Annotated in this window: 20 protein-coding genes, 1 tRNA gene and 1 pseudogene; 7 read left to right on the top strand and 15 right to left on the bottom strand. The window is 51.1% G+C overall.

What is annotated here, in order from left to right; genetic code table 11:
- Positions 1 to 404: 404 nt before the first annotated feature.
- The 6 genes and pseudogenes from EL645_RS02260 to EL645_RS02240 all read right to left on the bottom strand — a co-directional run.
- Positions 405 to 590: pseudogene (locus tag EL645_RS02260) on the bottom strand (IS110 family transposase); the annotation flags it as partial.
- Between the two features lie 234 nt (positions 591 to 824).
- Positions 825 to 1,127 carry a hypothetical protein gene (locus EL645_RS02255; RefSeq protein ID WP_126548537.1) on the bottom strand — a complete coding sequence of 101 codons (303 nt, stop codon included), beginning with the start codon at positions 1,125 to 1,127 and terminating at the stop codon, positions 825 to 827.
- A 26-nt stretch (positions 1,128 to 1,153) separates the two neighbouring features.
- Positions 1,154 to 1,900 carry a hypothetical protein gene (locus tag EL645_RS02250; RefSeq protein WP_126548536.1) on the bottom strand — a complete coding sequence of 249 codons (747 nt, stop codon included), beginning with the start codon at positions 1,898 to 1,900 and terminating at the stop codon, positions 1,154 to 1,156.
- Between the two features lie 200 nt (positions 1,901 to 2,100).
- The gene (locus tag EL645_RS02245) at positions 2,101 to 2,808 is read right to left on the bottom strand and encodes an ATP-grasp domain-containing protein (protein ID WP_126548535.1); all 708 of its coding nucleotides are present in this window, start codon (positions 2,806 to 2,808) and stop codon (positions 2,101 to 2,103) included.
- A gap of 579 nt (positions 2,809 to 3,387) precedes the next feature.
- Positions 3,388 to 3,482 (bottom strand) — tRNA-Sec (locus tag EL645_RS39005).
- A gap of 67 nt (positions 3,483 to 3,549) precedes the next feature.
- On the bottom strand, positions 3,550 to 4,203 hold the full coding sequence (locus EL645_RS02240) for an HAD family hydrolase (RefSeq protein WP_126548534.1): 654 nt from the start codon (positions 4,201 to 4,203) through the stop codon (positions 3,550 to 3,552).
- 279 nt (positions 4,204 to 4,482) lie between these two features.
- Here EL645_RS02240 and EL645_RS02235 point away from each other — a divergent pair, with 279 nt between their 5' ends.
- From EL645_RS02235 to EL645_RS02220, 4 genes are all read left to right on the top strand, one after another.
- Positions 4,483 to 5,829, top strand: a complete 1,347-nt coding sequence (locus tag EL645_RS02235) for a phenylacetate--CoA ligase family protein (RefSeq protein WP_126548533.1) — start codon at positions 4,483 to 4,485, stop codon at positions 5,827 to 5,829.
- A 189-nt stretch (positions 5,830 to 6,018) separates the two neighbouring features.
- Positions 6,019 to 7,509 (top strand): MiaB/RimO family radical SAM methylthiotransferase, encoded by a 1,491-nt coding sequence (locus EL645_RS02230; RefSeq protein ID WP_126548532.1) that lies wholly within the window; start codon positions 6,019 to 6,021, stop codon positions 7,507 to 7,509.
- 77 nt (positions 7,510 to 7,586) lie between these two features.
- Complete coding sequence (locus EL645_RS02225) at positions 7,587 to 8,360, top strand: tetratricopeptide repeat protein (protein ID WP_126548531.1); 774 nt, start codon at positions 7,587 to 7,589, stop codon at positions 8,358 to 8,360.
- A 213-nt stretch (positions 8,361 to 8,573) separates the two neighbouring features.
- Positions 8,574 to 10,205, top strand: coding sequence for a helix-turn-helix domain-containing protein (locus EL645_RS02220; protein WP_126548530.1), 1,632 nt, complete (start codon positions 8,574 to 8,576; stop codon positions 10,203 to 10,205).
- 73 nt (positions 10,206 to 10,278) lie between these two features.
- Here EL645_RS02220 and EL645_RS02215 read toward each other — a convergent pair whose 3' ends face one another.
- Both EL645_RS02215 and EL645_RS02210 read right to left on the bottom strand, forming a co-directional pair.
- Positions 10,279 to 11,355 (bottom strand): L-threonylcarbamoyladenylate synthase, encoded by a 1,077-nt coding sequence (locus tag EL645_RS02215; RefSeq protein ID WP_126548529.1) that lies wholly within the window; start codon positions 11,353 to 11,355, stop codon positions 10,279 to 10,281.
- Positions 11,356 to 11,511: 156 nt separating this feature from the next.
- A complete protein-coding gene (locus EL645_RS02210; protein ID WP_126548528.1) occupies positions 11,512 to 11,973 on the bottom strand; it encodes a GNAT family N-acetyltransferase in 462 nt (153 codons plus the stop codon).
- 259 nt (positions 11,974 to 12,232) lie between these two features.
- On the opposite strand from EL645_RS02210, the gene EL645_RS02205 reads away from it, so the two are divergent.
- Complete coding sequence (locus EL645_RS02205; protein WP_126548527.1) at positions 12,233 to 13,453, top strand: cytochrome P450; 1,221 nt, start codon at positions 12,233 to 12,235, stop codon at positions 13,451 to 13,453.
- A gap of 89 nt (positions 13,454 to 13,542) precedes the next feature.
- Here EL645_RS02205 and EL645_RS02200 read toward each other — a convergent pair whose 3' ends face one another.
- The 5 genes from EL645_RS02200 to EL645_RS43790 form a co-directional block, all read right to left on the bottom strand.
- Positions 13,543 to 14,019 (bottom strand): NUDIX hydrolase, encoded by a 477-nt coding sequence (locus EL645_RS02200; protein WP_126548526.1) that lies wholly within the window; start codon positions 14,017 to 14,019, stop codon positions 13,543 to 13,545.
- 166 nt (positions 14,020 to 14,185) lie between these two features.
- A complete protein-coding gene (locus EL645_RS02195) occupies positions 14,186 to 15,424 on the bottom strand; it encodes a sugar ABC transporter permease (RefSeq protein WP_126548525.1) in 1,239 nt (412 codons plus the stop codon).
- Complete coding sequence (locus EL645_RS02190; RefSeq protein WP_126548524.1) at positions 15,421 to 16,242, bottom strand: ATP-binding cassette domain-containing protein; 822 nt, start codon at positions 16,240 to 16,242, stop codon at positions 15,421 to 15,423. The genes EL645_RS02195 and EL645_RS02190 overlap by 4 nt, the downstream gene beginning before the upstream one ends.
- Positions 16,243 to 16,330: 88 nt before the next feature.
- The gene (locus EL645_RS43795) at positions 16,331 to 16,867 is read right to left on the bottom strand and encodes a substrate-binding domain-containing protein (RefSeq protein ID WP_126548523.1); all 537 of its coding nucleotides are present in this window, start codon (positions 16,865 to 16,867) and stop codon (positions 16,331 to 16,333) included.
- Complete coding sequence (locus EL645_RS43790) at positions 16,762 to 17,484, bottom strand: substrate-binding domain-containing protein (RefSeq protein ID WP_126548522.1); 723 nt, start codon at positions 17,482 to 17,484, stop codon at positions 16,762 to 16,764. The genes EL645_RS43795 and EL645_RS43790 overlap by 106 nt, the downstream gene beginning before the upstream one ends.
- A gap of 283 nt (positions 17,485 to 17,767) precedes the next feature.
- Here EL645_RS43790 and EL645_RS02175 point away from each other — a divergent pair, with 283 nt between their 5' ends.
- Complete coding sequence (locus EL645_RS02175; protein WP_126548521.1) at positions 17,768 to 18,802, top strand: hypothetical protein; 1,035 nt, start codon at positions 17,768 to 17,770, stop codon at positions 18,800 to 18,802.
- Between the two features lie 105 nt (positions 18,803 to 18,907).
- On the opposite strand, the gene EL645_RS02170 is transcribed toward EL645_RS02175, so the two are convergent.
- Positions 18,908 to 20,398, bottom strand: coding sequence for a general stress protein (locus EL645_RS02170; RefSeq protein WP_126548520.1), 1,491 nt, complete (start codon positions 20,396 to 20,398; stop codon positions 18,908 to 18,910).
- Between the two features lie 367 nt (positions 20,399 to 20,765).
- On the opposite strand from EL645_RS02170, the gene EL645_RS02165 reads away from it, so the two are divergent.
- Positions 20,766 to 22,127, top strand: coding sequence for a glutamine synthetase family protein (locus EL645_RS02165; protein ID WP_126548519.1), 1,362 nt, complete (start codon positions 20,766 to 20,768; stop codon positions 22,125 to 22,127).
- Between the two features lie 137 nt (positions 22,128 to 22,264).
- Here EL645_RS02165 and EL645_RS02160 read toward each other — a convergent pair whose 3' ends face one another.
- A complete protein-coding gene (locus EL645_RS02160) occupies positions 22,265 to 22,621 on the bottom strand; it encodes a YtxH domain-containing protein (RefSeq protein WP_126548518.1) in 357 nt (118 codons plus the stop codon).
- Between the last annotated feature and the right edge of the window lie 186 nt (positions 22,622 to 22,807).

Below are 22,807 nucleotides of genomic sequence, written 5' to 3'. Positions count from 1 at the left end.
GTTCTTGCATTCAGACTCGGACCATCCCCGTTTAGCATTCAGATAGATGCACTCGATGTAGGTGCCCCGTTTGAACCGTTGTCCCGTTATTCGGGCTGCGTCCTCTGGGTGGGAACAGAGATGTGCCATGGACTCATCTCTGTCCAGAGGAGAGTGGGTGTCACCATCTTTCCCACCCGACCACATGCAATCCGCTTGGTTCTAGGGTTCAGGCTGTCTAGCTTTCACCATGTCGAGCTTGCCCTGAGAGACGCGCGGACGTGATGGCGTCTTCGTTCTCCCTTTTCGCATCATACTATGGTCCTAAGCGACCTTTCGTCCGCTTGGTGAGATGCTGGGCACACTCCTTTCCCACAGGAGTGAGGATTGTCTCCTACTACGTTGAATGCCTCTTACGGGCGTCACATGGCGACATGAGTCACCTCGTGGAGACGCAGCCAGTCGCCCAACGACAACAGATCTGCGGTCATGGTCCCAAAGGTGCGTACAAACCGACGGATCGCGCCATCCAGGTCGGTCAGCAGCACGCAGGCCACGACTGTCTTTTTGTGGATATCCAAACCACAGCAGCGCGGATACAGGACTTGCATACCGTGTATTCCTTTCCGGGCAACCTGCGAGAGGTGCGAGGGAAACACCAGTTTCGCCTGCGTGCTCACCGAACACTCGGGGCAACAGTCATCCTTACGGGAACGCACCAGGATCAGCTTCCTAATCGAGCTAAAAGCATCAAAATGCCACGATCTCGTCTCGCTGGCTCCCCTGGCCAGTATGACACATTTTCATCCGCTTCCCTGTCCGCTACGGACATCGCGCTTCCTAACTCATAGTCCCTCCCAAAGATGAGCTAAAACGCGTTTAGGAGAGCGGATGAGATCAGGACGACCAGCATGTTGAGCGGCCAAAGCCACGATGATGGTAGCGGTGTAGGTCAAGGCGACCTGCCGAGCGATGGTGGACCAACCAGCGAGAGGAGGTCGTTGCAAACGAAAGAAGAGGAAAACGCGGCCAAAGAAGCGTTCGATACCACTGCGCTTTCCTAAATCTTCCTTTGTCCAAGTAGGAGGCAAGCAGAAGCGATTTTTCTGGCGTTTAGGATTCCAGGGAATTACTGCAACCGCACCCAAGGTAGTATAAATCCAGGCGATGAGCTTCAAACCCCAATAGGCAGCGTCCAGGCGAATAAAGTGCGGACGGATCTGATACAATTGCACAGCCCACGCCAAGAGGGGTTGAGCAAAGGAGCATCATGAACATTGGCCGGAGAAAGGAGAAAAAAAAGTGGTAAGCCTGATCCACGACAGATCAGCGTATGGACACGGTAGACACGTAAGAGCGGGCGAGGATGCTGCGCCGGAGCATGGCCAATGGCAGCATCAGGATCAGCACGACGCCAGGCAAGGATGGGCGCGCTATCGATGATGAGATCGCGTGCCCCTATGAGCCGACGACGGAGAGCAGTCAAGACTGTCAGCACAAACAGCGCTTCCGGCAACGGTGCCCCGGCGCGATGGCTGCGCTTCCACTGTTGAGAGGGACAAGGGACGCGAGGATGACCATGCTTGTCCAGCGGCAAACCACACGCAAGAGCGAGAGCAGGCCAGCCACGTAACCAGTCGTGCATATCTTGATAGGAAAGCCGCCAGAGCGTACGCAAGAGTGCGATGAGGAGCAAAGGCTCTTCGCTGTAAGCCCGAGGCGCTCCTCCTGCACCTGTTGGCAATGGAGGAGGACAGCGGCGATGTGCTAGATGCACGGCCAGACGACAGTTAGCAAGCAGATGCAAGGTGTTGATCAGGGTCAAAGCATCGATGTGTAGGGCTGGGCTGAGTCGGGCTTGTGCACGATGATAGGCTGGTGGGGGCACTGGTGCCTCTACGTTTTCGAGTGGAGGTGTCATCCACTGATCTCCATGACGAGGAAACGGGCCTCGTTTGTGTTTTTCGATTTCCTCTCCAAGCGGCCAGTTTCTCACGTGCGCTTGGCATTGCGATTGCATTCCCAATGGGCATCATCGGCCGAGAGGTCAGAACGCCTCACACAGGCGCGAGCGAGGACGGGCAGGATCTGGAGGGGATCACAGCTATAGATGCCAGCAGCTCAGGCAGCATTCGTCTCGATCACTGCCCAGCCGCGCCCGCGTATTTTACCGATGTCGATAACAATGGCAGGAGGGATCTGCACAGTCGGATCAGCAAGCAGAGTCTGGAGGAAGCCCTGTGTTTCTTCTGCTTCCGCTGGCCAAGCTTGCCAACTGCCATCTGAGAGGCGTGTGGATCGGCCACCATGCCAGTATGATGAGAAGGTCATCACGCGCCGCTCAAGGACAAAAAAGCGGAATTCAATCTCCCAGTGGACCGGTTCGGCAATCAGGACAGGCGTAGCCTTAGACAGACTCTGGCTGGTCTGTGGGAGATCTGCGCCCGAAGCGTATACCCCGGCCGCAAAGGCTTTGCCGGTGGCATGTTTGATAAAAGCAGGGCTGGTGAGCTGGCGCGCGTCCGCGAGCGTTTTCCATTCAATAGTGCGCTGACGATAGTTCCAGGAAAGGGAGGGCAGCCAGTCAGGAGAGGCATCGAGAAGTGCCCAGGAAAGCTTGTGCGCAACGACTGGTGTATAGCCAATTTCCCCTGAAAAGATCAGCTTGCGCAGGAAAAGGCGTTCAGGCACATCCCAGCCACCCAGACGCTCAACATGCCAGCCCACTTGCAACGCCGCTCGCCGCAAAACGCGCGAATCCTCTGAATAACGTGGTGATAAAACAAGGATAGGAACAGTGCTTTCAGGTTGTGGTAATGGTGCTGGCATGCCTTCAATGCTCTTTCTATCTCGTTGACCTGCGTTTCAAAACACCTTAGCCGAACAATTGTATCACAGTATGTTCCTGCCTTTTCTAGGGCATTTCCAAACCTGACAAGGCATCCGAGTTTGGAGATGCCCTCAGGGTGCTCTCATTCGCTAAAAGGGACAAAGAAAAATGATGTTCTTGTGACAAGTTTCAGAAAGTTGCCCACCACGCTAGTTAAGGAGTTCGTAGAAAAACAACGAAGCGGGCATCGATGCAAGCTTCCTGTCAATTTTACAACAGTAGCCGTACAACAATGCCCGCTTACAGTCATTGATGACCTATACTAATCACTCACTATTTGTCACTAACAAGTGAATACGAGAGATGCTAAATACACACATTTCACTCATACAAGCAGAAGCGTCTGAAGATTGAACCTACCAGAGGCTACATTGAGCGGTCTTTGATATTGTAGCAACTGTGTAGCAACGCCCCTTTACAACCATTGATTTGCATAGACACCTATTGATAGCGCCTCTTCTTTATTCACAAAACCGATGAGGTAATAGGTGCAAAAGAATGTATTAAGCTCAAATAAACAGAGGCGTATGGGAGTCGAACCCACCGGGGAACGCGCCGAGCGCCCCCCAGCCGTTTTGAAGACGGTGAGACCCACCGGGGCCCCTACACCTCCACGTTGATGTGAGGTAAGTATACACCACCTACCTACCTCTTCATCATGCCACGCTTCAGGTCGCCTGTCAAGCGAGGTTGCGTATGGTTTCGACGTTGACCTGGGTGAGGTCTTTGACCATGAGTTCGGCGGCTTTGAGTCCGGGGAGGTCGCGTTCTCCAGCGACTGCGATGCAGTACATTCCTCCCGCGTGAGCGGCTTGAACCCCGGCGACGGCGTCCTCTATGACCAGGCTGTGTGCTGGCTCGACGCTTAGTTCGGCGGCGGCTTTGAGGAAAACATCGGGGGCGGGTTTGCCATGTGGGACGGTCTCGCCCGAGACGAGGGCGGTGAGGTATTTCTTTAGTCCCAGGGCTTCGCTGATGACTTCGATATTTTTGATCGGCGTCGAGGAGGCCAGGGCTTGCTTATAGCCAGCCTCTCGCAGGGCACTGAGTAGTTCAATGGCTCCTGGCAGAGGTGCGGCTGTATCACGTACGAAATCACGGAAGTAGGCCTCTTTCTTATCGGCCAGTTCCTGTACGCGCTTCTTATCCGTTACATTCCAGAGGATTGGGATGATGGCATCGTTGCGCATACCAAAGGTGTCGTGAAATTGCTGGTCGCTGAAGGGTAATCCTTCCTCTTCCGCCAGGCGATACCAGGAGCGCTTATGCTCCTCGGCACTATCAATAATTACGCCATCTAGATCCCAGATGACGGCATGAATGGTATCTGTCATAGGTGAAAATACTCCTGCATATCCTTTTGCACGCCACTCCTACTTTCCTACCGTATGATGGACGGGATCAGGTGACCATGATAGAATGGTTGCCAGGCATATGCTGTTTGTAACGCATACATATATTTTGACAATTGACGCCTTTTCCTGGTGAAAGTGGGCGCCGAAATATTTCTATGTTGATACTATCATATCCCGTATGTTGTATGTAGTGGATTGTCAATAGGCCAGTCTACTGGCTGCCTGCTGGGATTGAGATATGGATTTGGAGGATATTCTGTGGTAAGTCATCGCAAGTTCTTCAATGAGGAGATGGAGTCGCTTCCAAAGCAGAAACTACAGACCTTGCAGTTGGAACGCCTTCAGGCAGTTGTTGAACGCGCTTATACGCACAATCAATTTTATAGAAATCTCTATGACGAGGCTGGTGTTAAGCCTTCTGATATTCGTACTTTAGATGATATTCGTAAGCTTCCTTTCCTGGAGAAGAAGACGGTGCGGGCCGCGTATCCGCTAGGTACCGCTATGCGTCCGGCTGGTGGTGAAGGGGGCGCGCTCCAACTCCATGCGACCAGTGGGACGACCGGTAAGAGTGTGCCGGTCTTTGCGACTAAAAAAGATATTCAGAACTGGGCGGAGTTGAATGCTCGTGAGCTATGGATGGTGGGCCTGCGTCCTGGCGATGTGTTGATGAACTGCTACGGTTATGGTCTGCCGACCGGTGGCTTTGGTTTCCACTATGGCGCGATGGCTATGGATGTGATGTCTATCCCAATGGGTTCCGATGCGCGTCAATATGAGCGCATGTTTGATTTTATCCGGGACTTCGGGGTTAAAGCGTTCTGTATGACCCCTTCCGTTGGTCTCTATGTTGGCAATAAAGCGATCGAGCAGGGCCTGGATTTTAAAGATACGCAACTAAAGATCGGCCTGTTTGGTGCTGAGCCCTGGCCGTGGGAGACGCGTCAGAAGATTGAGAATCTCTTTGGCATTACCGCTTATGATGAGTTCGGGATGACTGAGTTCCTTGGACCTGGTATGACCTGCGAGTGTGAGGTTCGCGATGGGATGCATGCCTGGGCCGACAATTTCCTGGTCGAGTGCATCAATCCTGAAACTGGTGAGCCGGTCGAAGAAGGTAAAGATGGTGAACTGGTCTGGACCTGGTTGACTGGCGATGGGACCGCTATGATCCGTTATCGCAGCCGCGACCTGTCCCGTCTCTGGTGGGAGGAGCGCTGCGCCTGCGGCCGTACCCATCCTAAAATTGCTTCCATCAAAGGACGCAGTGATGACGCCGTCTCTATTCGTGGCTTGATTGTTTTCCCGAGCCAGGTTGAGGCCGCGTTGGTGCAGTTCCCTGAGACTGCCTCAAACTTCCGCATTATCGTCGATCGCAAAAATGATCTTGATACCTTTGGCCTTAAAGTCGAAGTCAATGATTTGAGTGTCCTCGATGACGCAGAACGTGTCCAGTCGCTACAGGGGCGTATGGCTGCCGCCGTCAAATCGATTACTGGCAACACTCCCAAAGTCGAGCTTGTCGCTCAGGATAGCCTTCCTCGTGCCACCGGTGGCGAGTCCAAAACTGCCAGTGCCCGCGTCGAAGACCGCCGTAAAAAATAAATACTTTTTAGCGGTGCTATCACTTTAAGCGCTAGCACCGCTAAAAGTCAGAAAAGTCCGAGCGCCAGAAGGGTGACAGGTAACCTCACATGGTGTATAATACCGTCCATCTTAGAATAAGGACGAGTAGGTAAGAGATATCCCATATGCTACTACACAGGCAATTGATGCTCGAAGAGAGGCTCTGAAATGACTACAATTAGTATTCCGCGGGGAAAATATCATATTTGGACAGTTGGCTGTCAGATGAATCAGGCTGACTCTCAGCGCATTCAGACTATGCTTGATGAATTAGGGTGGGAAGAGGCAAGCATGGAGCAGGCAAATCTGGTGGTTCTGAATACCTGCAGTGTGCGGCAGGCTCCTGAGGAGAAGGCCCATAATTTGCTTGCCCAATTGAGACGGGCCAAGAACGATCGTAGTGATCTTTTGGTAGCCTTGATGGGATGCATGATTGGCAATCAGAAGACGATTGATACATTAAGCAAACGCTATCCCCATATCGATCTTTTTATGAAGGTCGAACATGCCGATATTTTGCCTCGTTTCCTTGAAGAGCGTTGGACTCCTATCTCCGGGGCGGGCTGCCTGGATATCGAGTTTATGCCCGATCCCGTAGAGGATGCCATCGATGAGATTTCTGTCTCACCTATCGTGCCCACGTTCGCGACCTCTACCAATCGCGTGGGCGCGCGCACGGTGCTTCCTATGGCCATTACCCCCAAGCCAGGGGAGCGTGTCGCCCATTATCCTACTAAGATTGAGCCAGCTCAGGCAAGCCCCACTGCCTGGCTACCGATTGTGCTTGGTTGTAATAAGGTATGTACTTATTGTATTGTACCTTATCGCCGTGGACGTGAGCGTAGCCGACCTATGGATGAGTTGATGGTTGAGGCTCGATCGTTGGTGAATAAGGGAGCCAAAGAATTGACTCTTCTGGGCCAAACAGTGGAGGCCTATGGTCTGGATCTGCCCGGTCAGCCCGACCTGGCGGACCTGATGACCAATTTAAGTGAGATCGATGGGTTAGCGCGTATTCGCTTTATGACTTCCTATCCGCGCCACATGACGGATAGTATGATTGAGCGTATGGCGCATCTGCCAAAGGTGTGTGAGCATCTGAATATTCCGGTTCAGTCTGGCGATGATGCAATGCTTAAACGTATGAAGCGTGGGTATTCCCTGGATGAGTACGTTGAGCGTATTGAGCGCGTGCGCGAGCTGTGGCCGAATATTACCTTATCGACCGATGTTATTGTAGGCTTCTGTGGTGAAACTGAAGAAGAGTTCCAGCATACGTTGGATTTGTTGGAGAAGATCCGTTTTGATGTAGTTCATGTCGCTGCTTACTCGGTTCGCCCTGGAACGGTTGCGGCCCGTTGGGAGGACGATGTGCCCCTGGCGGAGAAGAAGCGCCGTCTGCATGCAGTGGAAGAAGTTCAGGGTAAGATCGCGTTTGAACTGAATCAGTCATATGTAGGGAAGGTAGAGGAAGTGATGGTTGAGGATACGAATACGACGCATGGGCGTAAACAACTAAAAGGGCGTGATCGCGCCAATAAGTTGGTGTTCTGCCCCGCGCCCGAGGACCAGCGTGTCATTCAACCTGGCGATTTTGTGCAGGTGCGTATCGAGCGGGCTACGGCCTGGTCATTGCAGGGTGACGCTGTTGCACTATAAGTTGCGCCGTACAACGTGCTTTTTAAGCGCGTAAGCTAGAAAACACAACATATCCCACGAAGTTGGAGGAGGCTTTGATGACACAAACACTGTCAGCTGAAGAAAAGTTACGACTGAAGAAGCAGTGGACAGATCTGGCGATCCGGCAGGCTCAAGAGGGCCAATGGGGAGAAGCAGTAACGACGAATAAGAATATTCTGAACATTTTTCCCCAGGATCCGGAGGCCTATAATCGTCTGGGTAAGGCATATAGTGAGTTGGGTCAGTATTCAGAGGCTCGACAGGCCTACTCACAAACCTTAAAATACAGTCCAGCTAATACCATCGCTAAGAAGAACCTGGATCGTCTGCAGACCTTACAGGATGCTTCTACTCCCGGCCCTGTCGGCGTGGATCGCATTGATCCACGACTCTTCATTGAGGAGACTGGTAAGACAGGTATTACTGAGCTAATAAACCTGGGTCCTGCTCCCGTGCTCTCACGCATTGGGGTTGGGGATCGCATTAACCTGGTTGTGGATGGCCATCGTTTGCTGGCGCGCAATGCTGCCCAGGAGACGATTGGACAGATCGAGCCCCGCCTGGCGGGCCGCTTGATCAGTTACATCAAAGAGGGTAACCGCTATGCAGCTGGTATCTTGACCCTGGATATTCATCTTGTTCGTATTATCGTTCGCGAAGAGTATCAGCATCCGAATATGTTCGGTACCGTGAGCTTCCCTCGCAGGGTAGTGGCGATACTGTCCGTGCTTATATCAAGGATTCCATTTTACGTCATGACCGTGAGGAAGATGATGAGATGGGGACCGATGATGAGTATTATGATGGTGGTGATGATTCGGAAGATATGAACGATTTTGAATTCGACGGCAATACCGATATTGAAGAGTAACATTTCTAGTAGAAAGGTTGTATAATACAATGAATAAGACAAAGAAAGTCGCCTGGCATAAGCATTTACACAAAGCGAGAAAACTGAAAGAGAAGCAGCAGGCTCAGAAGGCCGCTGCCGCTCCTGCAGCAGCTCGCCGTTAATTGGTGCACTGCTAGTTTGCGTGTGAGTTATGAGCAGTTTGTCCCCTTCGCAATCACAATCTTCGGCTTCAGTCCGGAACATTTTAACTCTGCTCGCCTCACGTGACGCACAATTAGTAGCTGGCGGAGGAGGTCTGGAGCGTCGTGTAACATGGGCGTGTCGTATGCGTTCTCGCTTGCCCGCTTTCGAAAGCGTTCAAGGAGGCGAGCTCGCTTTATTGACATTGTCTCAGTTGCGACGCCTGGACGAAACCCTTCCCCATCTCCTGAAGAGCCTGCACCAGGCTGGCGTAGCGGTCGTTGCAGTCGCTGCGCCATCTGTGGAGGCTTTGGGTGCGGAAGCGCGAGATTTCGCGGATCAGATGCATCTGCCTCTGATTTTGCTTCCGCTCAATGCTCTGCTTGAAGAGATTGAGCGCGAAGTGATTACATTTGTGGTGAGCTTTCGTGGCGAAACCGAGCGCAAAGCGACCGAGATTGCCAGTCAATTAATGCAGTTAAGTCTGCAGGGGGCTGGTATTCAGGGTGTCTGTGAGCATCTGGCGACCAATCGTGGCAAGTGGGTCGTTATACAGGATGCTGATCAGCATGTGCGTTTACAGGCCTCGCCCGCCAATGTCCCTCCCCTGTTATTACCCAGCCCACTAAGTGATGAGCAGTTGCGCCTGCAAGGCCTGGTACGTGTGGTCGAACCGATTCCCAGTAGCCGCCATGAGATTGCTGGCTATCTCTCGTTGGTCGGCAATGAGAGTGATTTCGACTACCTTGAGCGTATTATCCTGGGTCAGGCAACCCCTATTATCGCCATTGAGTTTGCTCGTGAGCGTGATCGTACAGAGGTTGAGAGCCGCTACCAGGTTGAGGCTTTTACCGATGTGATCCAGGGCCATTATCAGCAACCCGAAGAGATGATGGCGCGTGCTCGTTTGCTTGGTTATGATTTAACCACACCTCAAGCCGTGGTGGTCTTTGAAATTTCTCCCAACGAACATGATTTTCCTGCCAGTAGCCAGTATGCCCAATGGAGCAAGCGCGTGCGTGAGGAGCTTTTGCGCGAGTGGTCGGGTTGCTGGGTACAAAACGAGGCGCGGCGTGTAATTGCGATCCTGCCTTTGCCGCCTTTTGAGGATCAGAGCGAGACTGAGCGTGAACATGAAAATTCGCTCTATTCGCGTCTGGAGCGCGTCGTTTTCCGTATCTCTTCCCAGAAAAGCAATGGTACTGCGCGCCCTACCTATTCCTGTGGTATTGGGCGGATCGCGAAGAGCTTGCAGGGTCTGCCCCTCTCTTTTCGCGAAGCACAACAGGCGTTGGAGATTGGCCGCCGTCTCTTTGGTGAGGGCAATCTGCATTCATTTGCGCGCCTGGGTATTTATCGCTTGCTCTTCCACCTCAATGGCCATAGCGAGCTGGACGATTTCTATTATGAGACTCTGGGTCCCTTACTTAATAACGACAGCACCTACGTAGAAACGTTGGAAGGCTTCTTTCGCTGTAATGGTAACCTCAGCGAGATGGCGCGCACCATGCATTTTCATCGCAATTCTTTGCTTTATCGCCTCAATCGCATTGAGGCCCTGCTTGGCCGTTCGCTAGAAGATCCTGAGCTTCGCCTGGCGCTTCAGATCGCGCTCAAGATTCATCACCTCAAAAAACACTGAGTGCTTGACCCTTCGATATATCCACATCCACCTCGCCACAATAGATATACGCTCTTGTCTCAGCAGCAATTGGCTAGAGCTTTTTGACTTTGCCGCCTGTGGCTTTGAGCAGGCGGTCACGTATGGCCAGGCCTAATCCGTGTTCTGAGTAGTTGCGGCAGAGGATAACATCGACGCCCGCTTCTTCTAGCGTGCGCAGGCCGGCGAAGAGCCGGGTAGCGATCTGTTCAGGTGTGTGGCCCAGGCTATAGATGATCGCTCCGCTCTCCTGGAATGCACTCAGGTCTTCGTCGGCGATCAAGACTCCCACCAGCTCTCCCTGGGTCTGGCGCGCTTGTACTTCTGCCAGCATGGCCTGGCGCATGGCCACTACTGAGCCCTCGAACAGATAAGCTGGTACGCTGGGAGAATAATGGATGCGCATCTGTCCCGGAGCCATCTGGGCCAGCATGTGGTCCTCTTCGTCCTGCATCTGCCGTGGACTGGGTGGTTGGAGCTGGGGGAGCACGCTGCGTAGTGCCTCCAGGCCAATGCCACCGGGCCTCAGGATAGTTGGTACCTCGGCGCAGAGGTCGAGGATCGTAGATTCGACCCCGACTGTACAGGGGCCTCCATCCAGGATCAATGGGACACGACCTTTAAGGTCTGCATAGACATGCTGCGCCGTGGTAGGGCTGACATGCATAAAGCGATTTGCGCTGGGGGCTGCTACCGGTATACCTGCGGCACGGATTAAGGCGCGCGCGATTGGATGGGCGGGCATGCGTACGGCCACATTGGGTAGCCCGGAGGTAATCAAGCCAGGCACTCGTGGACCGGCGGGTAAAATCATGGTCAGCGGTCCCGGCCAGAAGGCTGCTGCCAGCTTCCAGGCCGTTTCTGGTACCACTGACACAATATTTTCTAATTCATGCTTATCAGCGATATGCACAATCAAAGGATCGCTAAATGGTCGTCCTTTGGCGATAAAGATCTGTTCGGCTGCCTGGGCATCTAAGGCGTTCGCACCCAGACCGTATACGGTCTCGGTTGGAAGAACTACCAGCTCACCCGCGCGCAACAATTGGGCTGCGTATGCGATCTGCTGTGTATAGTGTTCATCCAGATGGTTAGGGTCTATCTTAATAATCTGTGTCTCTCGCTGTTGCATGGATCTGTTTATGTTCCTCTAAAAAGCTCTTAGCTATTCACATTATCCTGTTTTCGCTTGAGTATAGCACGTTTCCTGCTAGCTCGAAAGTTGTGTGCCAGCTCTGGGTTCAAGCTTTTAACCTTTGGTTTTATTCAAAGGCAGGCACCTGCAAAATTATTGTGCCTGGCTGGTCTTTGAGGAGTTGTAGATGTCGGGATGTAGTATTTCCATCAGGCGCTCAGGATAGCGCGGTGGTGCGAAACCGAATTGCTGGTACAGGCCATGGGCGTCTTGCGTCGCCAGTAGCCAGCGTCGCAATCCTTGCAGTTCAGGATGTGTGGTGATTACCTCCAGAAGCCACTTGCTGAGACCCTGGCCGCGATAGGGTTCTAAGATAAAGACGTCTGCCAGATAGGCAAAGGTGGTGTAATCGGTGACCAGGCGAGCCAGGCCGATCTGCTCTTGTCCTTTGTAGAGGCCAAAGGCGAGCGAGTGTTTGAGTGCTTGTTCCACCGTTTCTCGTGGAATGCTGCTGGACCAATATGCCTGGGTGAGGAAGTTGTGAATAACGGTAATATCTAAACGTTGTTTGTCTGTACTGATAATATAATCGCCGCGTCGCCATTCATAAGACATAGAAAAATACTCCTACCTGGAAATAGCTATTCTGTGCTCTTTTTTGTTAGAACGAAGAAGTGTACTGCTCAGTAATACTTGCTTGCTAAATGGTAGTGCTAAGTAGTTTAACATGCAGCTACGCTGATTTGTCGATTGAGACGATTTGCGTTACTATGATACATATTGGTAAGTTTTATGAAATGCAAAAAGTATAGTGGCAACAGAAAGGAGATGGTGTTTCTCGGCGGTTGACCCTCTGAGAAGCATCGTACCTGCGATGAATCCACGTGACTTGTTGGACCAGCTACTCTATCCATATGAGAGCTTTACGGGCTTGCGCACCGAGTTTGGCCCTGTTTCTTATAACGAGCGAGCGAAGTTTTGGGAAATGTTTGAGTATGATGATGTGTTAACACTGGCCTCGGACCACGAGACCTTTTCTTCAGATGGCGCGCCGTTTGCTGAGCATCCGGAAGAGCTGACCAAGGGTCAGAGTGTATTGACGACTGATCCGCCGCACCATCGCCAGCTACGTTCTCTGGTTTCTCAGGCCTTTACGCCACGGGCGATCGCCAGTATGGCCCCACGCATTGCTGAGATTACCCATGATTTACTGGATCAGGTAGCGCAGCAAGGCAAGATGGATATTATTGCGGACCTCTCGTATCCTTTGCCCGTGATCGTCATTTCTGAAATGTTAGGAGTGCCATCCGAGGATCGTGCTCAATTTAAGCGCTGGTCCGATAAGATGGTGATAAGCGAATACGATGACCTCTCACGCGATAATATCGAAGAACATACTGAGCGTATGCGCACGGTCGTACGCCAAACTTTGGATGAACTCTACGATTATTTTCGCCTGGTGCTGGCCCAGAGACGTTTGCAGCCACAACATGATCTGGTAAGCGCCCTACTTACCGCGCAGATCGAGGGCGAGTTGTTGTCGGAGCCTGATATTCTGGCATTTTGTGCCTTGCTGCTGATCGCTGGCAATATCACGACCACCAATCTGATTGGCAATGCCTTGCTCTGCTTTGACGAACATCCTGAAGTAATGGAGCAGCTGCACGAGCGTCCTGAGCTAGTGCCGCAGGCGATTGAAGAGGTGCTGCGTTATCGTTCTCCAGCCTTATTAGTGGGTCGCTATACCACGCGCCCCGTTGAGATCCATGGCCAGAAGATCCCACGTGGGCAAACGATCATTGGCTGGCTGGCCAGCGCCAACTTTGATCCGACCCAATTTCCTCAACCGGAGCGTTTTGACATTGAACGCACCCCCAATCATCATCTGTCATTTGGTCATGGTATCCATTTCTGTCTGGGTGCTCCCTGGCGCGTCTGGAAGCGAAGATCGCGCTGGGCATTCTGCTGGAGCGCTGCCAGCATATTCACCGTGAGCGCGCCCAGAAGCTTGAAACCATTCACAGCGCCTTTATCATGGGCCCTCGACATCTACCAGTTACCTTCCAGGTGCGCTGATGAGATGCATGATCGCTGAGAGTTGTATAGTGGCAATACATATGGAAAGCAAAAGCGCGCCCCTCGGGGCGCTTTTTAGCTTGCGCTTGTTGCCAGCTCGCTATTGTGTTATCTTGAAACCTCGCTGTGTGTGGCACGATGGCGCAGATATTGCTCTAACATCAATTGAAAGTATGGGCTGAGCTTTTTCGGAAGTTCATCCGCCGGTAGCCAGAGTGGATGTCCCTCGGAACTGGAACGCAGATTGCCGCCGATGATCTCGCCATGATAGATAAAGGTCACGGTACTCATCTGGTGGAAGCCCTGGCTGGTTGCGGGTAGAAAGCCAACCAGATCATGTAGCCGCAGCTCAAGTCCTGTCTCTTCTCTTCCTTCTCGTATCAATGCTTGCTCAGGCGTCTCGCGCCACTTCATAAATCCGCCTGGAAATGCCAGTACACCTCCCGGTTGCTCTAGCAGTAAAAATTGTTGTTCTTTTTCCACGATCACGCAGACGCAGCCAAAGGGAGGTAAGTTTCCTCCCAGTAGAAAATTAAGTATATTAAAGCAGATGCTTGCCAGACTTTTTGCTAGGTAATAGAACATCGCTTTTCTCCTCTGATGTGATGCATATTAGCTCTGCTTCTATTACGTTTCGAGTGCGCTTAGAGGTACGTTTTGACCATGTATACTATCTACTTTTAAACGCGTTGGACTCCCTGTGGACAGTATACATGATTGAGGATGGTTTGTTGTGTCTGGCTGGTGGGCTTCAGCGGCCACTGCGCATTTGCGCCCGGCGGATCAAGGCGTCGCTGGTAACGGCCAATACCAAAACCGCTCCTTCGATCATTTGTTTGACCTCGACTGGCTGATTGTTCAGGTCCAGCCCATTTTCCAGGCTACCTATAATCAAAGCTCCCAGGAGAATGGACCAGACGGAGCCGCGTCCTCCAAACAGGCTGACCCCGCCGATGACTGCGGCGGCAATGGCCTGCAAGAGCAGAGTCGGGTTGATCTGGCTGGCGACCGCGCTGGCACGCGAGGCGGCCAGGATACCGGCAATCGCTGCCAGGGTTGAGCAGAGCGTAAAGATGGTGATGCGTATCACTACAACATTAATGCCAGCACGCCTGGCTGCTTCAGCATTGCCACCGACCGCATAAACATGGCGCCCATACGCGGTCCTGGTTAGCAGTAGCCAGGTTAGGAGGATCAATCCAGCCAGGATGAAGAGTGCCTGCGGGACACCCAGGTAGGCATGGAAGAGCAAGAGCGAGCCAATTACAATCAATGAAGGCACTCCGATTGTTGCAGCCAGATGGAGCGAATGTGTAGCGCGTAACCCCATCTGCTGGCGGCGTCGAGTGATATAGACCACTCCTCCAATATAAACTGCCAGTACCAGCAATGGTAGGCCCGTGCCTATAAAAAGGCCAGACTGGTAATTATTCGCGATCCCAATAATAAAGTCATTGTTAATGATCAATGTAGCCTGTCCCTGCAGCAGGTAGATGAGGAGTCCCCCATAACTGATAGAGGCGGCCAGTGTGACAATAAAGGAAGGGACGTGTAGATAGGCGATAAAGAAGCCATTGAGCAGACCGATGAATGCCCCGGCGGCGATAGCGGCCAGGATGGCGAGCCAGGCCGGGTAGCCCATGCGCTCTGAAAGGATGCCCATCACGACTGAACAAAGGGTAGCGACCGAGGCTACGGATAGATCTATCTCTCCAAGTAGCAGGACCAGGATGACACCCAGGCCGAGGGTGCCAATAGTTGTGATTTGTAGTACCAGCTGTGTCAGGTTACGCGGCGTCAGGAACAAACCCTGGGTGGTGATCTGGAAAAAGACGGCGATCACAATCAAGGTAAGCAATACAGGTAGAAAGCCGAGGTCATTGCGTAGTATCTGTCCCAGCGATTGTTTATGAAGGGAGTAGGGAGCCTCAACACTATTCGGCGTTTTGGGGGAACGTGGCAGCCGGGTATCTGAATTGATCGTATTCATATGCGCGCTCCTTCTGACAATCCTCCATCGACCTCGGCTGATAGCTCTCCGAACTCTGCCCCGGTGATGGCCGCGACAACGCGGGCTGGCGTAGTTGCTTTAACATCAAAGGTCCCTACCCGTTTACCTAGTCGTAAGACAATAACCCGGTCAACCACTTCAAAGACATCAGCCAGGTTGTGTGAGATGACCACAACGGCGAACCCTTGCTGGCGTAGACGTAGGATCAGGTTGAGGACCTGTCTCGTTTGAGCTACTCCCAGGGCGGCCGTTGGTTCATCGAGCAAAACGACTCTGGCATTGCGCAGGATAGTTTTGGCGACGGCGATACATTGGCGCTGTCCGCCAGAGAGCGTGGCAACCTGGGCCCGAACAGAAGGAATTTTAACATCCAGGGTGCGTAGCACTTCCAGGGCACGGTGTTCCATCGCCAGCGTATTCAGCGTGCGCGCCGGGCTACGCATTTCGCGACCTAGAAAAAGGTTAGAGACGACATCCAGATTATCGCAGAGTGCCAGATCTTGATAGACGGTCTCGATGCCTAACTGGGTAGCCACCTGGGGAGTATTGATTTTGACCACTTGCCCGGCGACAAAAATCTCACCTTCATCGCAAGGACTGACACCTGAAATTGTTTTGATCAGGGTCGATTTGCCCGCGCCATTGTCTCCCACCAGGCCGACCACTTCGCCGGCATACACTTCAAAGTCAACATTGCTTAAGGCCCGCACAGCCCCAAAGGTTTTACTGATACCCCGCATACATAGCAGAGGCTTTGGCAACTGCCCGGTTGGAGTTGGTGGAATACTTGTGCCCATAAAAAGTACCTCTTCCTATGTGTTGCCCATACCGCAATTAACCTTAAAATATGATATAATCGCGGTATGGGCGGGCATAAAAGGTTTTTTAGCAGATGCCATGGGTATCGGTGCCTGCAGGAAGATCCTGGCAGACCTGGTCTTTCGTCAGGTAATTGTCGGCGAGCACTGTGCTTGCGATCGTCTCTTGCGTCACGATGACCGGGGTTTCCAGAATTGAAGGGATCGCCGTTCCATCTTGTGTCCTGGTTGTGTGTCCCTGAGTCAGGTTTGCCGTGCTGGTATTGTGGCTAAGCGCTGCCACCAGTTCGGCGGTCGCATTGGCTTCTTTTGAAATGGCCTTGTAAACAGTCATGGCCTGATTGCCTGTCAGTATATTCTGAATACCGGCCACCGTCGCATCCTGGCCAGTGACTAACACTTTGCCATTCATTTTCTGTTCGCGCAGTGCAGCAATAACGGCATTTGCCATGCCATCGTTAGCTACGTAGGCGACCTGAATATTATTTTGATTGGCGGTCAGTGCCTGTTCCATCGAGGTACGGGCGCGATCATTATTCCATTCAGGAACAAAAATGTCGTATACTTTGTGAATTTTATTGCTCTGTATGAGCGGATTGAGCACATTGAGGCTCCCTGATTGAATTGCAGGGCATTATTATCGGTCTTTGAGCCATTGATCATGACCATATTAAGCTGACCATTGTGCGCGTATTGTTGAAAATGATCGGCGATATATTGTCCTTGCAACTCACCCACATGCATATTATCAAAGGAGACATAGTATTTCAGGTATTTGTTTTGGATCAGGCGATCATAGGCGATTACTGGTATATTCTGGTGTCTGGCACTGGTCACGATAGCTGAAGCCTGGTCGCTATCGACAGGCGCCACTACCAGGATACAATCGCCACGGGTCATAGCCTGTTCGGCCTGATTTTGCTGGGTAGAGGCATTCCCTTCAGCATTTACTACATCTATTTTCGCGTTTGGAAGTGCGTGAGCAATGGCCGCTGTCAATAAAGGGCGATCTTTAGCTTGCCAGCGATCTGAAGAAGCGGTATCGGGAAGAAGCACACCAATCTGTTTACAATTGGAGGCTTTTGAGAGCTTAGAGGTTGTTACACCGGCGACATTGCTACTGGTGCTTGTCCCACAGGCAGAGAGAATGACCAGCAGTAATAGCAGGCAGGCCATTGCAGGTACATGGCGATGTTGATAGCCAGATACTCTCTTCGGCATTGAATATGTCCTTTCCTATCTAACTGCATTGAGTTTCTTTCCAGCATATAATCGTGACTTGTCTCTCTTCATCGGCTATTTTCTGTAGTAGTGTAGGTCTGGCATGCATCGGGGATCGTCTCGGCGCTGAAGGATTGCCGGATAGGAAAGTTTTCCCTGTAAAAAACCTTTTGCGACACGTTGTAGTATTGATGAGTTATGCTAATTGAGTCAACTCTTAATTGTCAATGCTGTGTGTCTTCCTTTGACAATCTTATTTGGTGCATATAAAAGGAGCTATCGTGTGGCTACACGTGTTTCTCGGCGCTCTATTTCCTTATTGCTAAGTAGTCTTGTTCTCGCAGCGGGACTATTTATGGTTGGTGGGGGCCTGCTTTACGGTGCATCTTCTTATCATGCCTTTTATCAAGCCATTAGCGTGGGGCGTTTTCAGCTAATCGCGATTGATAATGGGACGTATGCTTTTCAAAAAATTGGTACTGATAGCTATTATGTGGTTGATCCTCGTAAATTTACCCCGCGTATTAATCCTTCTTTATTACTGCTGCATCTTTCAATCACTAAATTGATATATAAAGATGATCCGCAGTCACTTGCTTTCAACCTGAACCATGTTCAAACAAACGTATCCTCTTACGATGTAGAGCAGTTTGCTCTGGCCGATAAAAGGGTCTGGAAGCAATATACTTATACATCATCAGAATATAGTCAGGATGCGGATAGTGCTTATATAGATCGTTGGCCACAGGGGATAGCATTTTCTGTCGCGGGCTTTGTGGCAGCGACTGTTGGCTCTATCCTGCTGATGTTGAGTATGAAACCGCAAAAAATAGAGCGCCATCTACCTGGGCGCCTGGCCGTAGTACCTCCAGCACAAAGCAGTTTTCCTGGTATCATGCGCGAATCTTCGCATGCTTCTCCAGTAGATAGACGGGCAACATCCAATGTTAGCCCTCCTGCGGAGGCCGCTTTTCCTCTTTCCGAGCAGACTACCCAAAGGCAGCCTGCGCAAGCAGCAGGCTTACATTTCAGTACGCAGACTGGTGGACAGCTACAGCCAGACCGTATCATGTCAGCTGCGCGACCTGGAATTCTCTATCCGGAGCAGACCACACGCTCCCTGACCCCTGACAGCAGGTCTGTAGCGCAGGCTGGCACTAACCAGGTTGATGAATTGCCAAAGGTGTCAAGGCGGCGACAATTCGTCTCTGCTAATCCAAAATCACAGGCAGGCGAAATAATCTCTGACATTGAAACTATGCCGACTTTGCCGACCACTCCTCGACCGCTAGATCCTTTCAATGATAGATCATCGTAACCTGTCGCGCTCGGTGCAGAAATATTTATCACAAAAGGGAAGCCAGCCCATCAGATAAATGGGCCGGCTTCCCTTTCCTTTCCAATCGCTGTGTCATTCATAGCCTTAGCGCTCGGGTTTTTGCTTTTGGTCGCGCTTAGCATTGTTATTTTTATATGACTGAGACTCCTGGCGTGACTCACGATTCTTGATCGTGTTGGGGTCTTCAGGCTCCTCATATGAGGAATCGATACCCTGGCTGTAGGGTCCAGCAGGACCTGCCGGATGGATGGGCGGAGTCTGCTGTGCGTTAGCATTGGGCGCTTTTACGTCCTGTTTAGTAAGCTCATCCGCAGGACGCATTAATTCAGGATAGTCTGGCTGACTATTATAAGCGGAACTGCCTGCGTTCTTCGTACTATCCTCTTTGGGATGTATTGGGACCGAGTACTCTGACTGGTTGCTAGCACTGGTAGTATCCTTGTCCTTTTTTAAACTTTCCTGGGTGCTACTATAGTCAGGAGTACCGCTTACTTGTCCGGGGGTGTTTTGGGGACGATTATAGTCCGGGGTAACGCTTTTTTGCCCCGAAATATTTTGTGGCCTGGCAGCCTCTGCAGCATTGATGTTCTGTTTATACTCTCCCGCAGGGCGGAGCGTTGCATCTAGATTGCTCTCTTGCTGCTTGCCAGGTTCTGGCTTGCTAATATCGCGCTGGTAGGTACTAGCTGAAACCTGAGAGGGTCCGGAAGAGCCTGGTTGTTGAGAAGGAGCATTGGTTTGTTGCCCTGGTGTATTTTGTGGTCTGGCGGGGGCTGATTGTTGCCCAAAGGCACCTGCCGTACTCGGCGCTGCATTAGAGCCTTGCTGCTGCTTATAATCAGGCTGGGCTACATTCCGCTCATTGATATTGCCCTGGCGCGATGGTTCATTCTGACCATAGTTTTCAGTTGAGGGTGCCTCCTCCCGATAAGGTTGCTGCTGCTTATAATCAGGCGCATTGACGTCCCGATTGAATACATTGCCAGCAGGCTGAGAAGAAGCAGTAAAGCCGGGCTGACCACTATAGTCGGGCCTATTTACTCCCTGCGCATAGCTGCCCATGCCAGTTCCGGGGGAGCCGCGCTCGCCAGGTGTGGCATTCATATCTTGCCTGGCATTATAGCCTGTTTGCTGCTCATAGGCGTCTGCTTGATTATAGCCGGCTGCACCGCTCTCTGTCCTTTGAGTACCACCGGTTATTGTTCCTTCTGGACTATGGAAGTGATAGCCGCCATGGTTCTGTAGAATGGCCAGTACATCCCTGCTATTCTCCTCTGGTTGGACCGCTACGATTATTCTACCCATCTCAAACTCACGTCCATAGTACTGGGCTTCCTCATCGGGCAGACCCATATTTGAAAGGTCATGCATCACGTTGTTGGAGGTATGAGTGTGAGTGCCGCCAAAGAGGTTTTTGAGGCTATCCAGAAAGCTTTCTTCGGGGTGAGCTGCGCCTCTACCTGAATAGCTAATGCGATTACTTGCCACACCAGCATTGTACAATTGTTCAATGGCTCTCTCTGCACTACCTTGTTCATTAAAGACGGCCACTATCAACGTGCTATATACTGCCATGGAAATTCTCCTTGTCTGGTCACATTCTCAGAGAGAGATATGACAGGCTATTCGTGTGACTCAATACAGTTGACAGTTCATTCTTGAGTTCCCTTTATTCTGATCTGAGCTTCTCTTCTGGTTGAAACACAGTGGTTAATAAGTTACTCTTTGCACGAATAAAATGATGAATAGTGTTACATTAAAGCACAACTTTTCACTATCTTCTCGAAGAAATGAGTAGCAGTGTTTTTTGAGCTTTATGAAGCGCGGTTATTTTTATATGCTGCTTTGTTGTTTTGAGAAAATCGCTCTGTTATACTACTTTCAAAGGTGATACATTGCTCTTTTCGTCTGATATAGAGTAAAAAACAGGAGTAATATGGTCATGGATACGCGGGATGTGATACAACAGACCCAGGCTGCGAAAATCCGGCTTGTGCGCTTCTTATATTGTGACAATGGCGGCATCATTCGCGGCAAAGCCACCCATGCACAGAAATTGGCCAATCGGATGCGAGAAGGGATCGGCCAAACGCTGGCTATGCAGGCCTTTACCGGGGTTGAGACGCTCGCTACTGTTGAGGGAATGGGACCTGTCGGCGAATTTCGTTTACAACCTGATCCAGAAACTTTTGTGGTCCTTCCATATGTGCTTAACACTGCCAGTATGCTATGTGATATGGTGCGCCTGGATGGTGTGCCCTGGGAGGCCTGTCCACGCAGCTTCCTGAAACGTATGATCGCTCGCCTGGCTGAGCATAATATGCGGGCAGAGATCGGTGTGGAGCATGAATTTTATCTGGCCCGCGATGTCGAGGGCCAATATGCACCGGCTGATTATAGTGCCTGTTATAGCAGTATTGGTATGGATGAGCAATCCATGGTTGTCGATAGTATCCTGGCTGCCCTGGAGGCACAAGGCTTTGCCGTTGAATTATTTCATACCGAACTGGGGCCGTCACAGCAAGAGCTATCTTTAAGCCACACGGACGCGTTACGTGCGGCCGACCAGGTATTACGCGTGCGTGAGACTGTACGTGGCGTGGCCCGTTTATTTAAGCTCTATGCCTCATTTGCTCCTAAGCCTTTTCTAGACCAGGGAGGAAACGGAGCCCATATTCATCTCAGTTTGTGGGGAACAGATAAGCATGAGCGAGCACAGCAGAACCTTTTTTATGATGCGCAGCAGCCCGGCAGCCTCAGCCAGACAGGGCTTTATTTTATAGGTGGTGTCCTGCGCCATCTACATGCTTTAGTAGCTATTACCTGTGCCAGCCCTAATTCTTATCGCCGTTTGCTGCCGCACTTTTGGAGCTCGGCTTATGATGCCTATGGCTTTGATAATCGCGAAGGAGCAATCCGTGTACCCTCACTCTTTAGGGGTCGCGAGGCAGAGTCCAGCAATCTAGAATTAAAGAGTGCCGATCACAGTGGTAATCCTTATTTATCTATTGGTGCCTTGATTGCCGCTGGCCTGGATGGCATTGTCAATAAAATCAAGCCTGGCGAGGCCCAGGCTATCGATCCGGGCAATTATAGCGACGAGGAACGTGAACGCTTTGGTATTCACCGTTTGCCCACCACTCTTGATGATGCATTGGATGCCTTAGAGCAAGATCGTGTTCTCCTGGATGCACTGGGACCACTACTTGCCACATCCTATATAGCCGTTAAACGTGAGGAAGCCTCCTTCTTTCTGGAAAAATCACCTGAAGAAGAAGCTGTACAGCATTTTTATAAATACTAGTCAGTTATAAAGGACACAAAAAAGATCCACCTCACCGTAAATGGAAAGAAGTAGCGAGGTGGATCTTTTTTTCAAGTGATATTGTATACCCTGACGATTCATAGGGACATGATGCCCGGCCAGGTCATTGGATGCTATTAGAATGTTGAGTTGTTCTTTGTGGAATTGATAGCATCCTTGGTTGTATCAGCCACATCCTGGCTGTTATTCTTTACAGTTGTCCCAGCATTCTGGGCAATGTTGCTGAGACTATTTGCTGAGCTCTTTACGGTTGTCGCAGCCTGCTGAGCATAATCTTTCAAAGAACCAGCAGTCTGATTGACGCGATCGGAGATCTGGCTTTTGTAGACATCGAGTTGCTCATTCTCGGGAATATAACCGCGCAGTTCGCCAATGCGCTCACTAACCAGTTTGCGCATCTCATCACCCTTCATTGGGGCAACAAGCAGACCAACTCCAACGCCGAGAAGAATACCCTTCACAAAGTTGTTCATAATTTTTCATCCTTTCCCTATGGACACAGCCGTATTTTATTACGACAGTATTGTTAATTTTATACGTCTCACTGAATAGATTACGCGTAGCACAAGCGTTTAGTTTCAGATAGTTATAGTATAGGCTGTGCTCAAAACACTCTCCCATACTCTTGTTGGCTGTTCCTATCTTCTCTTGAATAGAGG

This window comes from Dictyobacter kobayashii, from assembly GCF_003967555.1.
GTDB classification, from domain to species: domain Bacteria; phylum Chloroflexota; class Ktedonobacteria; order Ktedonobacterales; family Ktedonobacteraceae; genus Dictyobacter; species Dictyobacter kobayashii.
The sequence above is the reverse complement of the archived record's forward strand: the minus strand, read 5'-3'. Positions and strand labels throughout refer to the sequence as shown.